Source organism: Saliniramus fredricksonii (assembly GCF_900094735.1).
Taxonomy (GTDB): domain Bacteria; phylum Pseudomonadota; class Alphaproteobacteria; order Rhizobiales; family Beijerinckiaceae; genus Saliniramus; species Saliniramus fredricksonii.
In genome coordinates this window covers 1,288,817-1,303,140 of the sequence record NZ_FMBM01000001.1, presented here as the reverse complement: position 1 = coordinate 1,303,140, position 14,324 = coordinate 1,288,817, and the positions used below count along the sequence as shown (strand labels likewise).

General features: G+C 65.9%; 12 protein-coding genes. 2 read left to right on the top strand and 10 right to left on the bottom strand.

Annotated features, from left to right (window positions below; genetic code table 11):
* Positions 1-33 precede the first annotated feature (33 nt).
* The 10 genes from GA0071312_RS05920 to GA0071312_RS05875 all read right to left on the bottom strand — a co-directional run bounded on the left by GA0071312_RS05920 (position 34) and on the right by GA0071312_RS05875 (position 12,411).
* Positions 34-966 (bottom strand): N-carbamoyl-D-amino-acid hydrolase, encoded by a 933-nt coding sequence (locus tag GA0071312_RS05920; protein WP_074443960.1) that lies wholly within the window; start codon positions 964-966, stop codon positions 34-36.
* A 4-nt stretch (positions 967-970) separates the two neighbouring features.
* Positions 971-1,840 (bottom strand): D-amino-acid transaminase, encoded by an 870-nt coding sequence (locus GA0071312_RS05915; protein WP_074443959.1) that lies wholly within the window; start codon positions 1,838-1,840, stop codon positions 971-973.
* A gap of 141 nt (positions 1,841-1,981) precedes the next feature.
* The gene (locus GA0071312_RS05910) at positions 1,982-2,836 is read right to left on the bottom strand and encodes an SDR family oxidoreductase (protein ID WP_074443958.1); all 855 of its coding nucleotides are present in this window, start codon (positions 2,834-2,836) and stop codon (positions 1,982-1,984) included.
* Positions 2,837-2,876: 40 nt separating this feature from the next.
* Positions 2,877-3,254: a hypothetical protein gene (locus tag GA0071312_RS05905; RefSeq protein ID WP_131817719.1), complete on the bottom strand. Its 378-nt coding sequence runs from the start codon at positions 3,252-3,254 to the stop codon at positions 2,877-2,879.
* 116 nt (positions 3,255-3,370) lie between these two features.
* A complete protein-coding gene (gene otsB, locus GA0071312_RS05900; protein ID WP_074444272.1) occupies positions 3,371-4,906 on the bottom strand; it encodes a trehalose-phosphatase in 1,536 nt (511 codons plus the stop codon).
* Positions 4,906-7,791 carry a cation-transporting P-type ATPase gene (locus tag GA0071312_RS05895; RefSeq protein WP_083204339.1) on the bottom strand — a complete coding sequence of 962 codons (2,886 nt, stop codon included), beginning with the start codon at positions 7,789-7,791 and terminating at the stop codon, positions 4,906-4,908. Before GA0071312_RS05895 ends, otsB begins: the two co-directional genes overlap by 1 nt.
* 248 nt (positions 7,792-8,039) lie before the next feature.
* Positions 8,040-9,011: a sugar kinase gene (locus tag GA0071312_RS05890; protein ID WP_074443956.1), complete on the bottom strand. Its 972-nt coding sequence runs from the start codon at positions 9,009-9,011 to the stop codon at positions 8,040-8,042.
* Between the two features lie 31 nt (positions 9,012-9,042).
* Positions 9,043-9,573 (bottom strand): single-stranded DNA-binding protein, encoded by a 531-nt coding sequence (locus GA0071312_RS05885; protein WP_074443955.1) that lies wholly within the window; start codon positions 9,571-9,573, stop codon positions 9,043-9,045.
* 178 nt (positions 9,574-9,751) lie between these two features.
* Positions 9,752-11,413, bottom strand: a complete 1,662-nt coding sequence (locus GA0071312_RS05880; RefSeq protein WP_074443954.1) for an alpha-glucosidase family protein — start codon at positions 11,411-11,413, stop codon at positions 9,752-9,754.
* A gap of 29 nt (positions 11,414-11,442) precedes the next feature.
* Positions 11,443-12,411, bottom strand: a complete 969-nt coding sequence (locus GA0071312_RS05875; RefSeq protein WP_074443953.1) for a PfkB family carbohydrate kinase — start codon at positions 12,409-12,411, stop codon at positions 11,443-11,445.
* A gap of 105 nt (positions 12,412-12,516) precedes the next feature.
* On the opposite strand from GA0071312_RS05875, the gene GA0071312_RS19590 reads away from it, so the two are divergent.
* Positions 12,517-12,885, top strand: a complete 369-nt coding sequence (locus tag GA0071312_RS19590) for a hypothetical protein (RefSeq protein WP_131817718.1) — start codon at positions 12,517-12,519, stop codon at positions 12,883-12,885.
* Positions 12,886-12,949: 64 nt separating this feature from the next.
* Entirely contained in the window at positions 12,950-14,323 is a 1,374-nt protein-coding gene (locus GA0071312_RS05870) for an ABC transporter substrate-binding protein (protein ID WP_074443952.1), read from the top strand.
* Position 14,324: the final 1 nt, after the last annotated feature.

The following is a 14,324-nucleotide window of genomic DNA, read 5'->3' as shown; positions in this document are numbered from 1 at the left end:
GAATCGGCAAGCCGCCTCAGGCTTTCGCTTGCCTCACTCTTCCGGCGGAGGCTCGGCCCCCACCCGCCCGGTGATCAGCCCGTAATGCGCGATGCGGCGATGCCTGGCGAAATCGAAGATCGTCTCCTTGCCGAAACGCGTGGCGTCGAGATCGCAATCATGCACCAGCACGCCGTCATCCTCGTGGCCGAGCTGTGCGACGATGAAGCCGTCGGGATCGACGATCATGGTCCCGCCCATCAGATGGTGCCCGTCCTCGCTGCCCGCCTTCGCCACGGCGACGACCCAGGTCGCGTTCTGATAGGCACCGGCCTGGAGCGAGAGGCGATGATGGAACATGCGCTGCTCGATCCCCTCCTCGCCCTTCTGCGAATTGACGGATGGCGTGTTGAAACCAAGCACGACCATCTCGACCCCCTGCAGCCCCATGACGCGATAGGTCTCGGGCCAGCGCCGGTCGTTGCAGATGCACATGCCGAAGATGCCGCCCAGCATGCGCCAGACCGGGAAGCCGAGATCGCCGGGCTCGAAATAGCGCTTCTCCAGATGCTGGAAGGCGCGCTCCTCGTCGTACTCGTCATGGCCGGGCAGGTGGATCTTGCGATACTTGCCGATGATGGCGCCGGATTTGTCGACGAGGATCGATGTGTTGAAATGGTGCCCGTCCGGCGTCAGCTCGGCATAGCCGAAGGACATGGCCATGCCGTGTTCGCGGGCGCGGTCGAACAGGGGCTGCGTCTGCGGCCCGGGCATCTGCGCCTCGAACCAGTGATCGGCCTCGGCGCGATCCGCGTGATACCAGCGCGGGAAGAAGGTGGTCAGCGCGAGTTCGGGATAGACGATGAAATCGGCACCCTTGCCAGCTGCATCATCCATCAGCGCGATCATGCGCGCCACAACTTGCTCACGGGTCTCGGCCTTCTGGATCGGCCCCATCTGGGCCGCAGCAACGCGAATCCTGCGCATGGTTTCAGCCCATCTTTCCGGAATTCGTGGCTTGCGCCATATCGAGATAGAGCGCACGCAGCCGGCGTGTCAGCGGGCCGGGCTTGCCGTCGGCGATCGGTTTGCCGTCCATCTCCACCGTCGGCATCACGAAGGCGGAAGCGGAGGTGTAGAAGGCTTCCGCCGCATCGAGCGCCTCCTCCACGGTGAACAGCCGCTCCTCCAGCGTGAGCCCCTGCTCCTCGGCGAGATGCATCACCGCCTGGCGGGTGATGCCGGGCAGGATGGCGTTGGAGAGCGGGCGGGTGACGATGCGCCCGTCCTTCGTGATGATGAAGGCCGTCGAGGAGCCACCTTCCGTGACATAGCCATCCTCCACCATCCAGGCCTCGGAGACGCCGGCCTTGGCCGCTTCCTGCTTGGCCAGGACCTGGGCGAGCAGCGCGACGGATTTGATATCGCGGCGCTTCCAGCGCAGATCCGGCACGGTGATCACTTTCGCGCCGGTCTCGGCCAGTTTGGAGCCGGTGATCGATTTCTCCTGGGTGAACATCACCACGGTGGGTTTGACATCCGCCGGCGGGAAGGGAAAATCGCGCTCCCAGACGCCGCGCGTCACCTCCATGTAGACGAGCCCCTCGACGAGCCCGTTGCGCTTGACGAGCTCTTCCTCGAGCTGCGCCCATTCCGCGACCGGATAGGGATTTTCGATCCCGATTTCGCCGAGGCAGCGCACCAGCCGCGCCAGATGCGCATCGTTATCCACGAGCCGCCCGCCCAGAACCGCCGCGACCTCGTAGATTCCGTCGCCGAAGAGGAAGCCGCGATCCATGATGGAGATGCGCGCCTCTTCATAGGGGACGAATTCACCGTTGACGAAAACGATGCGGGACATGGATACCTCTCATGCGGTCGGAAAAGCGCTGGCGCTTGGGAACTGTGCCCGATCAAGGTGCATGAGCGGCTCGACGACCGCAAGGGGCCGCGCCTTGCGATTCTGCGCAGATGCCACTGGCGCGCCGCTGCCTGTGGGCATCTAGCCCCCGATGATCTCGCCGCCATTGGGATGCAGAACCTGGCCCGACATGTAGCTGGCATCGGCGCTGGCGAGGAAGACGTAGCTCGGGGCGATCTCGCAGGGCTGGCCGGCACGCTGCATCGGGGCGCCGGAACCATGCGTGGCGGTGCGCTCCTCGTCGAAGGAGGCCGGGATCAGCGGCGTCCAGATCGGCCCCGGCGCCACCGCATTCACCCGCATACCGTCCTTTTGCAGGGCGATGGAGAGCGAACGGGTGAAGGCCACGATGGCCCCGCGCGTCGCAGCATAGTCGATCAGCTTTGGCGAGCCGCGATAAGCAGTGACGGAGGTCGTGTTGATGATCGTGCCACGGCTCTCGCGCAGGGCCGGCAGGGCGGCCCGGGTGACGTGGAAATAGCCGAAGACATTGCTGCGGAAGGTCCGCTCCAGCTGATCCGGCGTGATATCGGTCAGATCATCGCATTCATGCTGCTCGGCGGCATTGTTGACGAGGATGTCGAGCCGCCCGAACCGCGCGACAACCTGCGCGACCAGCGCCCCGGCATGCGCCGGATCGCCGATATCACCCGCCACGGCGAGCGCCTCGCGTCCTTCATCCGCAACCAGTCCGCAGGTTTCGCGCGCATCCACGTGCTCGTCCAGATAGGCGATGGCGATCTCGGCGCCCTCGCGGGCCATGGCCCGGGCGACGGCGCGACCGATGCCGCTGTCACCGCCGGTGATCAGCGCCACCTTGCCCTTGAGGCGACCGGAGCCGGTGAAGCGCGGCGCGGAATCGGGCCTGGGCCGCATCGTATCCTCGCGCCCGGGCTGATGCGGCTGTGTCTGGCGTGGTCTGAGTTCCTCGCTCATATGCGTGCCTCGTCCACTGCGTCACATGGCCTCCACTGCGTCACATGGCCTCGCCGAGATCCGCGCAGCGCATCCACCAGGTATCGGGCAGGGCTGCATCGGTGAGCCGGTCCATCAGGCCGGGATCATCGGATTCGTCGAATTCCATGACGCAGAACCGCCCCTGATCGGTATCGAGCGTGGAAAGCCGCATGACCCGGCAGCCATCGGGCATGAAATCGCCGTCGCTTGCCAGGGCCTGTTCGAGGGCACGCTGTTCATCACAGACCATGAAGGCCTCCTGCGCCGCAGCCTGTTGCGGTGCGAGCGCTGCCACGAACGCCCCCATGCCGAGGGTGAAGGTTGCGGCAGCGAAGCCGGCCCGCAGGCGGGGAAAGGTGCAGGCGTGATGCGTATCGGATGATGGCTGGCAGGTCATGGACGGGCTCCTCTTGCTGGCGCGCCGCCCCGCCTCGCAACGCCGTCGCGTCATGCGGGAATCATTCGGCGCAAGCCATGGCTCTGCTCATCCAACGCGAAACCGCCGCGATTGGTTCAGCCGCGCCCGATCCGCGCCGCGAGTTCTGCCAGAAACCGCTCGACCGCCTCCACATCGTCGAGGGCATAGCGCGCGGCGCTGGCCCGATCGGCCTTGTCGCGCACGACCACACCGATGCCGTCGCGGGCGAGCACCCGGAAGGCATCCTCGTCGGTGGTGTCGTCGCCGCAATAGAAAGCCAGCACATCGTCGCCGGCGAGATCGAGCGTGTCGAGCAGGGCGAGGACGGCGCGGCCCTTGTGCCAGTCGGCGCGGGGCTTGACGTCGAAGACCTTCTTGCCGCCGGAAGCCCGCAGCTTGCCGTTTTGCTCCACCACCTGATGCACGATCCGCGCAACCTGCGCCTCGTTGCCCGCCGCGACCTGCCGGTAATGCACGGCGAGGGAGAATTTCTTGCGCTCGACCCGCGCGCCCGCGATTCCCGACAGCGCCTCCCCGAGTGCTTTCGTCGCCGCATCGAGGGCGGGCAGGAAGGCCTTGCCCTTCTCCACGATATGGCGCCAGCCACCGGGGCCGGCCATGTCGAAACCGTGGCTGCCGGCGTAATAGAGATGATCGAGCTGCACGAAATGGCGCACGTCGTCGAGATCGCGGCCCGAGACGATCGCCACGGCGGCGACCTGCGAGAGCCGGTCGATCGCGCCGCGCATGCCGCCGCTCAAGACGGCATCATCGGGATTATCGACGATGGGCGAGAGCGTGCCGTCGTAATCGAGGAAGATGGCGGCGCGTTTGCCTTCGAGCCGGGCGGCGATCGCGTCCATCGCGGCCAGCGCATCCGGCAGTCCGTGCAGGGTGCGCGTGGCCAGCCGCCCGCCATCAAGGCGCAGTTCCGCGAGATCGCGCACCACGATATCCGCGCCGCCCTCATCGAGCGCCTCGGCATTGTCCTCGCGCGCCACGCCGATCACCTGCGCGAATCCGCCCTTCGCCCCGGCCTGGACGCCCGAAAAAGCATCCTCGATGATGGCGCAATCACCGGGCGCGACGCCGAGCCCGTCGGCGGCCTGGTGCATGATGGCGGGGTCGGGCTTGCCGGGCAGGCCGCGCTTTGCCATCACCACGCCGTCGATACGCACATCGAAACGTTCCGAGAGCCCCGCAGCCGCGAGCACGGCATCGGCGTTGCGGCTGGAGGTGAACAGCGCGCTCGCAATCCCTGCCGCATCGAGCGCATCAAGCAGGGCCAGCGTGCCGGGATAGGGTTCGACGGGATTCTCCGAAATCCAGCGGTTGAACTCGACATTCTTCGTATTGCCCAGCCCGCAGATCGTCTGCGTCCCCGGCTCATCCTCCGGGCTGCCCTGCGGCAGGCTGATGCCGCGCGAGGCGAGAAAATCGCGCACGCCGTCATAGCGCGGCTTGCCGTCGACATGGGCGCGGTAATCCGCGTCGATGTCGAATTCCGGCTCGTCCGGATGGTGCTCGGCGAGATAGCCGTCGAACAGGGCCTTCCAGGCCTGCGCATGGGCGCGGGCCGTATCGGTGATGACCCCGTCCATATCGAACAGAACCGCTTTCAATCCGCTCATCATGCCTCCCGATTCGCCTTGTTTTCCGCCGGCTGGCTGAAATCGCGGGCGAAGGGGTGTTTGCCCGCGCGTGCCAGCGCCTTTTCCGCCTCCACCAATACGAAGACGACGATACCCACCGCGATGCATTTGGCCCAGGCCAGCGCATCGAGCGGCGCGGTCTCGAACAGGAGGTTCATGAAGGGCGCATAGGTGAACAGCAGCTGCAGCGCAATGCACACGCCGATGGCGATGAGCACCACACGATTGCCGGTGATCCCTTCCGCCGTCCAGGCCGGCGCGCTGAAATAACGGGTGTTGAGCAGATAGAAGATCTGTCCCATCACCAGCCCGTTCACCGCCATGGTGCGGGCATAGTCGAGCGTGCCGCCATCCGCATCGTTGTGGGTGAGGAAGAGCGTTCCGGCGCCGATCAAAAGAATGGCGCCGACGAACAGGGTGCGCCAGATCACGAAGGGTGTCAGCAGCGGCTCGTCGACGGGCTGGGGCCTGCGTTTCATGACGTTGCCCTCGGCCTTCTCCCAGGCGAAGGCGATGCCGAGCGTGACGGCGGTGATCATGTTGACCCACAGGATCTGCACCGGGCTCACCGGCAGGACCAGCCCCGCCATGATCGCCGTGGCCACGATCAGCGCCTGCGCGGCATTGGTGGGCAGGATGAAGAGGATGGCCTTGCGCAGATTGTCATAGACCGTCCGGCCCTCCTCGATGGCGCGCTGGATCGAGGCGAAATTGTCGTCGGCGAGCACCATGGCGGAGGCCTCGCGGGCGGCTTCGGTACCCTTCTGCCCCATGCTGATCCCGACATCGGCGCGCTTCAACGCCGGGGCATCGTTGACGCCGTCGCCGGTCATGGCGCAGATCTCGCGCTTCGATTGCAGCGCCCGGACGAGCCGCAACTTGTGCTCCGGGCTGGCGCGGGCAAACACATCCACATCCTGCGCCATCTGCGGGAGATCCTGGTCGGATATCTGCTCCAGTTCGCGCCCGGTGATCACCTTGTCGGTATGCTTCAGGCCGAGCTCCTGCGCCACCGCACGTGCCGTGGCGGCATGGTCGCCGGTGATCATCTTCACCTTGATGCCCGCTTCATGGCAGACGCGTACCGAGTCGATCGCCTCTTCGCGCGCAGGATCCATCAGGCCGAACAGGCCGAGGAAGACGAGCTCGCCCCTTTCGACCTCGCCCTCGGTAATCTCGAATTGCTCCGACACATCCTTCTTCGCCACCGCGAGCAGACGCTGGCCGTGCCCGGCGATCGCATCGGCGCGCGCCATCCAGGCATCCTTGTCGATCTCGCCGGGCCCGTCCTCACCCAGCTCGCTGGCGCACATCTCCAGAATGCGCTCCGGCGCGCCCTTCACATAGATGACGTGGTTGCCCTCGTGATCATGGTTGAGGGTCGCCATGTAGCGGCGCTCGGAGGAGAAGGGGATGGAATCGAGGCGCGGGTAATCCTTGTGCTGCTGATCGGGAGAAAACCCCGCCTTGCAGGCGAGCACGATCAGCGCCGCCTCGGTGGGATCGCCTTCCGGCTCCCAGAAGGATGTGTCGGAATTCTCGCCCTTCCGGACGAGTTCGGCATCGTTGCACAAGAGTCCGGCGCGGATCATTTCATGGGCGAGCATGCCCTTCTCGATCTCCAGATCCCGCTCATCGCTGGTGAAACCGCCTCGGGGCTCATAGCCCACGCCCTCGACGGCGATGTCGCGCACGCCCGAGCGCACGGTCTTTACCGTCATCTCGTTGCGCGTGAGCGTGCCGGTCTTGTCGGCGCAGATCGTGGTGACCGAGCCCAAAGTCTCGACGGCGGGCAGGCGGCGGATGATGGCGTTGCGCCGCGCCATGCGCTCGACACCGATGGCGAGCGTCACCGTCATCACGGCGGGCAGGCCTTCGGGAATGGCGGCGACCGCGATGGAGACGGCAGCGAAGAACATCTCCGCCCAGTCGCGTCCCCAGATCAGCACGCCGACCGCGAAAGTCAGCGCGGCGATGCCCAGAATGACGACGGAAAGCACCTTGGTGAAGGCATCGAGGCGCTGCATCAGCGGCGTCCTGAGCGTCTCGACATCCTTCAGCAGCCCGCTGATACGCCCGATCTCGGTCCGGTCACCGATCGCCGTGACGACGCCGGTCGCGATCCCCGCCGTGACCAGTGTGCCGGAATAGGCCATGCACAGGCGGTCGCCGAGATCGGCATTCTCCTCGACCGGATCGGTCTTCTTCTCGACGGCGGTCGATTCGCCGGTCAGCGCCGCTTCCTGCGTCTGCAGGTTCCTGATCCTGATCAGCCGCAGATCGGCAGGCACCCGGTCACCTGCTTCGAGATGGACGATATCGCCGGGGACGAGCTCCTTCGCGTCGATCTTGCGTTTCCTGCCCCCGCGCCGGGCGAAGGCGTCGCTGGAGAGGATGTCGCGCACGCTCTCCAGCGCCTGCTCGGCGCGGCCTTCCTGAATGAAGCCGATGATGGCGATGATCAGGACGACGGCAAAGATGACGCCGCTGTCGAGCCATTCGCCGAGCAGCGCCGTGACCACACCCGCCACGAGCAGCAGATAGATGAAGAGATTGTCGAACTGGCTGATGAAGCGCTGCAGCATGGTGCGCTGCGCGCCCTGGGAAAGCTGGTTCCGACCGAAGCTCTCGCGGCGCTTCTCGATCGCGTCTGGCGAAAGCCCCTCATCCGCATCGACGGCCAGCGCCCGCAGCGTGTCGTCGATGGACTCGGCATGCCATTTGCGCGTGTCTATATCCGCGCGCTGCGGATTGCCATCGGCACCGGAACCAGTGGCTCGTGGCGGTTGCCCGCTGCTGGATTCCGCAGCGATATGGACTTGCTCAGGAGATTCCCGATCGGCATGCGCGGTCTTGTCGGACATTGGCTCTCCGTCATCAATCTGTAGCACGCCTGCTGCGAAGACGCGGCAGGGCGTAAAAGAGTTCCGCGATGATCGTGCGATCCGGCAACGGGATCCCGCGATGCGTGAGCGAAACCACGGCAGGCGTGCTCCCGCTCGCCGCATTGCACTGCAACATGCCACGCTACGACCCGGATCGGAAGTCGGCACAAACCCGGTCATCGCGGATCGGCTGCGCTCTGCCGGAACGCGACCGGTTCGTCAGCGGCTCAGCCGCCCCCGTCAGCAGATAAGTTTGCGCCGGCGGCCTCGACCGCCGCGCGATCGGGCAAGGGCGCGATCGCGCCGTATCCGGTGGTCGAGAGCGCGGCGGCGATACAGGCATACTGCCCGGCGGCGAAAGGATCACCGGTTTCCTGAAGATGCACCAGAAAGGCGGCATCGAAGGCATCGCCGGCCCCCGTCGCATCGCGCGCCGTGACCGGAAAGGCCGGGATGCGGCGGCGCGCATGCGGCGTGGCGATGATCGCGCCCTGCGCGCCCAGCGTCATCGCGACGATGGCGCAACCACCCTCCAGACAATGATCGAGCAGAGCCTCGGGATCGCGCGTGCCGAAAATCTTCGCCGCATCCTCGTGACCGGGCAATGCGATGTCGCACAGCCGCAAAGCCTCGCGGATGATCGCGCGGGCGCGCGGCAGCGGCCACAGGGCAAGGCGCAGATTGGTATCATAGGCGATGCGTGCGCCGGCCTCGCGCGCCAGTGCCATGGCTTCGAAACCGGTATCGCAGGCCGCGAGCGAAATGCCCTGGCTGATTGCCGAGAGATGCAGGATGCGCGTCGATGCCAGCGCGGCGCGCGCCGCGTCGTCGAGCGCGTAGCGCGTCGCGGCGGAGGATGCGCGCAGATAGGCGAAGCGGTGCCCCTGTGCGCCGCCATGCTCGACGAGATAGGCTCCCGTCGGCGCCTGCGGGTCGCGCCGCACGCAGGCCGTATCGACACCCTCGCGCGCCCAGAGCGCCATGACGTCGTCGCCGAAAGCATCCGCGCCGAGCGCGCCCAGAAAGCCGGTCCGGGCCCCGAGCCGCGCCGCCGCGACGGCGACATTGGAGACGTCGCCGCCGAAACCGCGCAGGCAGCGATCATCGCTTGCATCCGCGTTGAACTCGATCAGCGGCTCGCCGAGCGCGAGCAGATCGAAACGCGCGTCGTGATCAGCACAAGCGCTCGCCGGCCCCATCGCTCACCTTCACGGTTGACCCGCCCGGATGTCAGAACGGGATGTCATCGTCGAGATCATCGTAGCGCGAACCGCCGCCACCGCCACCGGAGCCACTGCCGCCGGAACCGGCGCGGGCGGGACGGTTCTCCATTGGCGAGGAGCGGCCGAACTCGTCCCCGCCACCGCCATAACCGCCGTCATCACGCTCGCCACCACCGCCGCCGCCGCCGCGGGAATCGAGAATGGTGAGTTCGCCGCGATAGCGCTGCAGCACGATCTCGGTGGAATAACGATCCGCGCCGCTCTGGTCCTGCCATTTGCGGGTCTGGAGCTGGCCCTCGATATATACCTTCGTGCCCTTCTTGAGATATTGCTCGGCAATGCGCCCGAGCGGCTCGTTGAAGATCACCACGGAATGCCATTCCGTGCGCTCGCGCCGCTCACCGCTCTGCTTGTCGCGCCAGGTCTCGGAGGTCGCGATGCGCAGATTGACGACCGGATCGCCATTGCCGGTGCGCCGCACCTCCGGATCGCGGCCCAGATTGCCGACGATTATGACCTTGTTCACGCTGCCCGCCATCCGAGCCTCCTTCGATCCGTTGACGCCTGTTACCTTGGTTCTGACGCCTGCCGCGCCAAACGACAAGACGTCCCGGGCCCTGTCCCCATCGGAATTTCAAACCCGCCTCATACGCATGTTCTATATATGTTCTAGACTCAACGCAACCCCCGCGCCCATTTCGCAACCCCGCACCGCGCTACGCCGCCGCCCGCAACAGCGCCACACCGAACGGAGGCAGGCTGATGCCGCCATCCGGCGAGGCCGTCGCCTCGAAACCGCGCAGCGCGACGGGGGCGCCCAATCCGTCGGGCGCCAGATTGGCGAGAATCTCCCGCGTCAGCGCCTGCGCCTGTGCGCTCAGGTTGAACAGGCAGAGAATGCCTTCGCCGTCCTTCTCGCGCCGGAATGCGAGAATGGCTTCGGGCGCATCGAGAAAGCGCAGCCCGCCCTCGCGCATGGCCGGCTCGTTGCGCCGCCAGTGCAGGAAACGGCGCACCCGCGCATGGCCGGAATCGGGGTCGTCTGCCTGCTGGTCAACCGCGCGCAAGTGATGCGCGTGCGGGATCGGCAGCCAGGGCGTGCCGGCGCTGAACCCGGCCTGCGGCGCGCCTGCCTGCCAGGGCATCGGCGTGCGGCAGCCGTCGCGCCCCGGCTGGTCGGGCCAGAAGCGGATGCCGTAGGGATCCTGCATCGCCTCCGGTGGGATATCCGCCTCGGTGAGCCCCAGTTCCTCCCCCTGATACAGGCAGGAGCCGCCGCCGAGGCTGGTGACGAGAGCCGCGACGAGAGCCGCCCCGGCATCGGGATCGGCCTCGAGCTGCAGCCGCGTGACCGCGCGCACGACGTCGTGATTGGCCAGCGCCCAGCAGGGCCAGCCCGTGCCGATGGCACCGCGGACCTCCTCCACCACCCGCCGGATCGCCCGCGCCGTGAAGGGGGCGGAGAGCAATTCGAAGGAATACGCCATATGCAGCCGCCGGCCCGCCTCGGTATAGGCCGCCGTGGTCGCCATGACGTCGCGGTCGGGCCCGATCTCGCCGAACATCGCCGCACCGGGATAGCGGTCGGTGAGGCGGCGCAGATCCTCCAGAAAGGCGAGATTCTCCGGGCGAGTCTTGGAATAGACGTGATCCTGATAGGCGTACGGATTGGTGCGCGCCAGCCCCGCCACGGCGCGCTCCTGCGGCAGGGGCGGGTTGTCGCGCAGTTCCGCGTCGTGAAAATAGAAATTCACCACATCGAGCCGGAACCCGTCGACCCCGCGATCGAGCCAGAACCGCGCCACGTCGAGCGCGGCCTCGCGAACCTGCGGATTGTGGAAGTTCAGATCCGGCTGGGAGGCGAGGAAATTGTGCAGATAATATTGCCGGCGCCGCGAATCCCATTCCCAGGCCGGACCGCCGAAGATCGACAGCCAGTTGTTGGGCGGGGTTCCGTCCGGCTTCGGATCGGCCCAGACATACCAGTCCGCCTTCGGGTTGTCGCGGCTGGCGCGGCTTTCGCGAAACCAGGGATGGCGATTGGAGCTGTGCGAGAGCACCAGATCGATGATCACGCGCAGGCCCTGCTCATGCGCTGCAGCGATCAGCGCGTCGCAATCGGCGCGTGTGCCGAAGATCGGATCGACATCGCAATAATCAGCGACATCATAGCCGAAATCCTCCATCGGCGAGACGAAGAACGGCGAGATCCAGATCGCATCCGCACCCAGATCGGCCACGTAATCGAGCCGCGCGGTAATGCCGGCGAGATCACCGATCCCGTCGCCGTTGCTGTCGAGGAAAGAGCGCGGATAGATATGGTAGACCACGGCATGGCGCCACCAGTTCGGATCACTCGGACTCAGCTGTTTCGCCATCAGGCTGCCTCTTGCGCAATCATAAGCTCTCACGAAACGACCGCATCGCCGATGTGTTGCATGATCGATGCGTGATCGGGCGGATCGGCGCCGGCACGGGTGCAGTTCAGCGCCGCCGCGCTCGCAGCATAGGCGAGCGGGAAGCGCATCGCATCCGGGGCGCAGGCGCCAAGACCCGCACGATCGAAGGGACCGTAGCGGGCCAAAGCCGCCAGAAATGCGGCATGGAAACTGTCTCCTGCGCCCACCGCATCGACGACCCTCACCTGCGGCGGGCGCACGGTCAGCATGAAATCGCGATGATGCAGCCGCGCGCCGTTGCCGCCATCCGTGACGATGACGAGGGCGGGGCCGGCGGCGTGATCGGCGAGCGCCCGCGCCGTAAAGCCATGCGCCTCACCGTAACCCGTCGCGAGATCCGCCGCGCTCGCCTTGACGATGTCGGCCTTCGCCAGACAGGCCTCGAAGGCACCGCGCCAGACCGCGTCGGGGGGCGTGAGCGCCGGGCGCAGATTGGGGTCGAGGCTGATCAGCCGCCGGCCCGCTTCGCGCGCAACGAGGCTGCGCAAGGCGTCGCCGGAGGGCTCCAGCGCAATCGGGAAGGAGCCGAGGACCAGCGCCCGCACCGGCGAGTCATCGCGGAGCATGAGCGCGTCGGCGGGCAGATCGAGATCGGCGACCCGCTCGCCGTAGAACCCGTAAGCCGGCTCACCGGTCGCATCGCGGGAGACGGCGACGATGCGGGTGGGATGGGCGCTCTCGGTCGCCGATGCCGGCACGGCGCCTTCCGTGTGCAGCCGCGCGCGCAGCCACCGGCCGAACACGTCTGCGGAGAGACCGCCGAGATAGCCCACCGTGAAACCGTTCTCGGCGCCGAGCCGCGCGAGCCCGACAGCGCAATTGAAGGCCGATCCGCCCGGCACCGGTCGTGCCGCGAGATCCGCGCCCTGCGGATCGACGAGAAGATCAACGAGCGCTTCACCACAAACCAGAATCATGCTTGTCCGAATTGCGAGCGATGCGGAAGCGACCGACCGGAAAGGCGATCACGGAAAGCGGGCGCGACACGGTAATGATCACGCCATGCCGCCATGAGATTGTGCATGGCCGACGCCCGGCCGCAAGCGCCTTGGGGCGATCAGAAGATGTTTTTCATTTTCATGCAATGCACAATAATCGCTCCTGCCAACCGGTGGAAAAACACATTCCAATCGCACCGTAAAGCTTATGAATCAAAGAATGCGAGAATATTTTGCAGCGCACATGACGGTTTCACCGGCATGTTTTCGGAGAAACACGATCTATGCGTGGGTCTTGCTGAAAACGCTCATACCTGTCCGATCACCGAAGCATGCCGACCGCTTCAATACAGGACCCATGATATGCGAATATCTGTAAATACGCATTGCCGCATTGACACGCGCATCGCGATGAGGGAGCGTAAGAACAACCTAAAAGCAGTCGTTTCCTGATCGGGAGTGGCGGGGATTGCCCGATATTCCTGAGTAACCGGCTCAGAACCAGGGAGGCATTTGAATGAAACGCAAGCTTTGCGCCGGCGTGGCGCTCGCAGCAATCATCGTCGGCGGTTCTGCTTTCTCCGACGCGACCGTTGCACAGGAGCTGGTCTTCGCGCCAGGTGAGGACGAACGGCTGAACTGGGCGAGCTTCGACGCATTCGCCGAAGCACATGATTTTTCCGGCGAACGCCTGACCGTGGCCGGCCCCTGGACGGGCCGCGATGCGCGCCTCGTGGAGAGCGTTCTGGCCTATTTCGCTGCGGCGACGGGGGCGGAGGTCGTCTATTCGGGCTCCGACAGTTTCGAGCAGGATATCGTGATCTCGACCCAGGCCGGTTCGGCGCCCAACATAGCCGTCTTCCCGCAACCGGGGCTGGCCGCCGACATGGCCGCGCAGGGTTTTCTCGAGCCGCTGGGTGACGACACGGCAGACTGGGTGCGCGAGAATTATTCAGCCGGGGAATCCTGGGTCGATCTGGGCAGCTTTACCGGTCCGGACGGCGATGATGCGCTCTACGGCTTCTTCTACAAGGTCGATGTCAAGTCTCTCGTCTGGTACAGCCCGGACCAGTTCTTCGAGGCGGGCTACGACATTCCTGAGACCATGGAGGAGCTCAAGGCCCTGACCGAGCAGATTGTCGCCGATGGCGGCACGCCCTGGTGCATCGGGCTCGGCGCCGGCGCCGCGACGGGCTGGCCGGCGACGGACTGGGTCGAGGATCTGATGCTGCGCCTGCATGCACCGGAGGTGTATGACGGCTGGGTCGACAATTCCGTGCCCTTCGACGATCCGCGCGTCGTTGAAGCGATTGAGGAATATGGCTGGTTCGCCCGCAATGACGCCTTCGTCGCCGGCGGTGTCGAGGCCGTACCCACGACGGATTTCCGTGACAGCCCTGCCGGCCTCTTCACCTTCCCGCCGGAATGCTACATGCACAAGCAGGCGAGCTTCATCCCGACCTTCTTCCCCGAAGGTACGGAATACGGTTTCGACGTGGATTTCTTCTACTTCCCCGCCTTCGAGGATCGCGATCCCGGCAACCCCGTCCTGGGCGCCGGCACGCTCTTCGCGATCGCCGACGATTCCGAAGCGGCGCGCGGGCTGATGGCCTTCCTGCAGACGCCGATCGCGCATGAGATCTGGATGGCGCAATCGGGCTTCCTCACCCCCTATCACGAGGCCAATCCGGAGGCTTACGGCGACGATGCCCTGCGCGCGATGGGCGAGATCCTGCGCGAGGCGACCACCTTCCGCTTCGACGCATCCGACCTGATGCCCGGCGAGATCGGGGCCGGCGCCTTCTGGACCGGCATGGTCGACTATACCACCGGCGACGATGCCGGGGACGTGGCCAGCACGATCGAGGAGCGCTGGGACGCGATGCGCTGAT

What these genes read in the sequence shown, in the direction of transcription:
- GA0071312_RS05920 (WP_074443960.1), bottom strand. Translation starts at nt 966, where the DNA reads ATGCGCAGGATTCGCGTTGCTGCGGCCCAGATGGGGCCGATCCAGAAG.
- GA0071312_RS05895 (WP_083204339.1), bottom strand. Translation starts at nt 7,791, where the DNA reads ATGTCCGACAAGACCGCGCATGCCGATCGGGAATCTCCTGAGCAAGTC.
- GA0071312_RS05910 (WP_074443958.1), bottom strand. Translation starts at nt 2,836, where the DNA reads ATGAGCGAGGAACTCAGACCACGCCAGACACAGCCGCATCAGCCCGGG.
- GA0071312_RS05885 (WP_074443955.1), bottom strand. Translation starts at nt 9,573, where the DNA reads ATGGCGGGCAGCGTGAACAAGGTCATAATCGTCGGCAATCTGGGCCGC.
- GA0071312_RS05915 (WP_074443959.1), bottom strand. Translation starts at nt 1,840, where the DNA reads ATGTCCCGCATCGTTTTCGTCAACGGTGAATTCGTCCCCTATGAAGAG.
- GA0071312_RS05890 (WP_074443956.1), bottom strand. Translation starts at nt 9,011, where the DNA reads ATGGGGCCGGCGAGCGCTTGTGCTGATCACGACGCGCGTTTCGATCTG.
- GA0071312_RS05875 (WP_074443953.1), bottom strand. Translation starts at nt 12,411, where the DNA reads ATGATTCTGGTTTGTGGTGAAGCGCTCGTTGATCTTCTCGTCGATCCG.
- GA0071312_RS19590 (WP_131817718.1), top strand. Translation starts at nt 12,517, where the DNA reads ATGGCCGACGCCCGGCCGCAAGCGCCTTGGGGCGATCAGAAGATGTTT.
- GA0071312_RS05880 (WP_074443954.1), bottom strand. Translation starts at nt 11,413, where the DNA reads ATGGCGAAACAGCTGAGTCCGAGTGATCCGAACTGGTGGCGCCATGCC.
- otsB (WP_074444272.1), bottom strand. Translation starts at nt 4,906, where the DNA reads ATGAGCGGATTGAAAGCGGTTCTGTTCGATATGGACGGGGTCATCACC.
- GA0071312_RS05905 (WP_131817719.1), bottom strand. Translation starts at nt 3,254, where the DNA reads ATGACCTGCCAGCCATCATCCGATACGCATCACGCCTGCACCTTTCCC.
- GA0071312_RS05870 (WP_074443952.1), top strand. Translation starts at nt 12,950, where the DNA reads ATGAAACGCAAGCTTTGCGCCGGCGTGGCGCTCGCAGCAATCATCGTC.